This window comes from Kitasatospora xanthocidica (assembly GCF_014656195.1).
GTDB classification, from domain to species: domain Bacteria; phylum Actinomycetota; class Actinomycetes; order Streptomycetales; family Streptomycetaceae; genus Kitasatospora; species Kitasatospora xanthocidica.
The window spans coordinates 131929-134546 of the sequence record NZ_BNBY01000023.1; the positions used below are offsets into that span (position 1 = coordinate 131929).

Below are 2618 nucleotides of genomic sequence, written 5' to 3' on the forward strand. Positions count from 1 at the left end.
GGCCGGCCGGGTGGGGCCGGCCGGCCGCGGGTGGTGCGGTGTGGGGGTAGGTGGCGCGGTGGTGCCGCGTGGGGGATCAGTCGGTGACGGCCGCGGTCGCGGTGCGGCCGGGGGCGAGGGTGACGGTGGCGTAGGTGTACGTGACGCCGTCGACCGTCCTGGTGCGGGCGTCGCGCGCCACGCCGTCGACGGTCAGCCGCGGGTGCTCACCTCGGAAGCGGGCCTCCCAAGTAAGCGCACCCGAGCCTGTGTTGGTGACGGTGCTGGAGCGCTCGCCGTCGTGGCGGACGGTCACCGTGCCGCCGCCGACCGGGATGGAGGCGACCTGCAGCCAGCCCATCGAGGCGGGCAGCCGGGAGGTGGTGGCGAGGGCGCCGGCGGCGGCGTCCGGCTCCACGCCGAGCAGGCCCTGGACGGTCTGGGCGAGCAGGGTGAACGGCACCTCGGGGTAGTCGCCGTTCAGCATCTGCCCGCTCGCGTGCCGCTCTCCGGCGCTCCGGTGGATGTACCGCATCCACTTCCAGGCGGTGGCGCCGTCCTGGTTGGCGAAGAAGGCGTCCGGCAGGTAGGTGTAGGCCTCCAGGTTGGCCGAGCGCTCCGGGCCGGAGTCGGCGGCGTCGATGGCGGCGAGGTAGCCGTCCCGGCGCGGGCCCGGGTCGAGCAGCTGCTTGACCGGCATCAGCACGCTCGCCTCGTAGCCCCAGCCGGCGACCGGCTGGCCGGCGGTGTCGTAGCCGTGCACGACCTCGCCGGGCCGCTGATCGTCCACGCTCCAGCGGGAGTTGACGTACGACCGCAGCGCTTCGGCGGCGCGCCGGTGGTCGGCGGCGGAGGCGGCGTCGCCCCGGGCCTCGGCCAGGGTGGCGGCGGCGAGGTAGGCCTGGTACTGGGCGCCGAGCGCGTCACCGGCCTCGGCGTAGGTGCCGGCGGCGTTCTCGGCGTAACTGGCGGTGCCGGCGAAGATGCTGCGGCTGGTGGCCTGGGGGATCGGCACGCCGCCGTTGTCGACCGGGCCCGGGTGGCGGGTGATGAACGGGCCGAGGGTGTTGCGGACGTACGTGCCGAGGGCGGGGTCGTCGGCGTAGTCGCGGTCGCCGGTCCACCGGTAGGCCTCGCCGGCCTTCTGGACGAGCTCGAACGGCGCGGGCAGCTCGCGGACGAAGCGGTTCGGGCCGCGATAGTCGATCGCGCCGTACGACCGGGCGTCGAAGTTGAGTGCCCAGACCGGGTAGAGCCCGTTGGTCTCGGTGGCGGAGTCGGCGAAGCCGCGCAGCATGGTCTTGTTCTCGGCGTCCAGGCCGAGCAGGTGGGCGCCGACCAGCTGGTGGGCGAAGTCGCGGCTGTAGAAGGCGGACCGGAAGGGGTAGCCGGCCCAGTAGGTGGCGTCGTAGGTGGTGGTGCCGGTGCCGCCCGGGTGGTTCTCGTCCATGTCGAGCACGCCGGAGGTGCCGGCCTGCTGGACCCAGCTGTTGGCCTTGCTCTTGGCCCAGTCGAACAGGGCGACGACCTCGGGGTCGGAGGAGCTGGCGACCGGGTCGTTGGGCGCGGACGGGGCGACGGCGGCGTCGTCCACGTTGACCCAACCGGTGGGCGAGGACCCGATGGTGAGGACGACGCGGTCGCCGGGGGCGACCCGGACCCGGGGCAGGGTGTACTTGGCGTAGACGGGCTGCTCGGGGAGGGTGAGCGAGCGCACCACGGCGCCGTTGACGCTGACCGAGAAGGTGCCGCCGGCGCCGCCGGTCGCGATCCAGGCGGACAGGTCGTGGCTGCCGGCGGCGGTGGCGGTGGTCTGCCGGCTCACCGTGAAGCCGGTTCCGGCGTCGAGGTAGGCGAGGCGGGTGCCGCTGTGCGGGTTGTTGACGGCGATGCCGGTGTGCTCGGTGAGGGTCCAGCCGTCGGCGCCCTGCTCGAAGCCGGGGTTGGCGAGGACGAGGGGCTCGGTGCGGGTGAGCGTCCAGCGGTGGGCCGGCCGGGCGTCGCAGTGCCGGGGCGTCGGGGACCTGCCGTCGTCGGGGTCGGCGCTCAGACAGGCGTCCGAGCCGCGCGCGGCGAGGGTGTACGTGCCCTGCGGGGCGCGGGAGACGGTGAAGCGCTCGCCGCCGGGGGAGGTGCCGCAGTCGGCGGCGACGGGCGGGCGGCCCGGGCCGTCGAGGGTGAGGCAGCGGCCGCTCGCGGCGTTGACCAGCAGGTAGTCGCCGCCGGTGCGGCGCAACTGCCAGCGCTGACTGAGCAGTCGCTGGCAGTCCGCGCCGACGACCGGGGTGCCGGGGGCGGTCCGGGCGTACTGCGGGGCGAGGCAGCTGCCGTCGAGGGCGGAGCCGAGGACGTAGCTGCCGCCGTCCACCAGGGGCGCCCGGTCGAGGGGCTGGCCGTCCGCGAAGGCGGGGCCGCCGCCGAGGGCCTGGGCGGCGAGGACGGCCAGGAGCAGGAGACCGGACGGTAAGGCGCGGGTGCGGGGTGGCATGGCAGGTCCTCTTCCGGTCGGGGTGGTTGACTACCAGGGTGTTTGAACGTTCAAATCAGGTCGACAGGCTCGTCGCATGTGATGGGTGACATTTCACATGTTCAGACAAGCCGCGTCAACGGCCCGGGCGGCACTTCGTCACCCGGAACGG

1 protein-coding gene is annotated in these 2618 nt (G+C 74.4%); it reads right to left on the reverse strand.

All coding sequences use genetic code 11. The annotated features are described in order from the left end of the window. Positions 1–76: 76 nt before the first annotated feature. Positions 77–2467, reverse strand: coding sequence for an RICIN domain-containing protein (locus tag IE332_RS30630; RefSeq protein ID WP_189922711.1), 2391 nt, complete (start codon positions 2465–2467; stop codon positions 77–79). Between the last annotated feature and the right edge of the window lie 151 nt (positions 2468–2618).

Excerpts from the sequence above, each read along its gene's own strand:
- IE332_RS30630 (WP_189922711.1), bottom strand. The coding sequence starts at position 2,467 with ATGCCACCCCGCACCCGCGCCTTACCGTCCGGTCTCCTGCTCCTGGCC.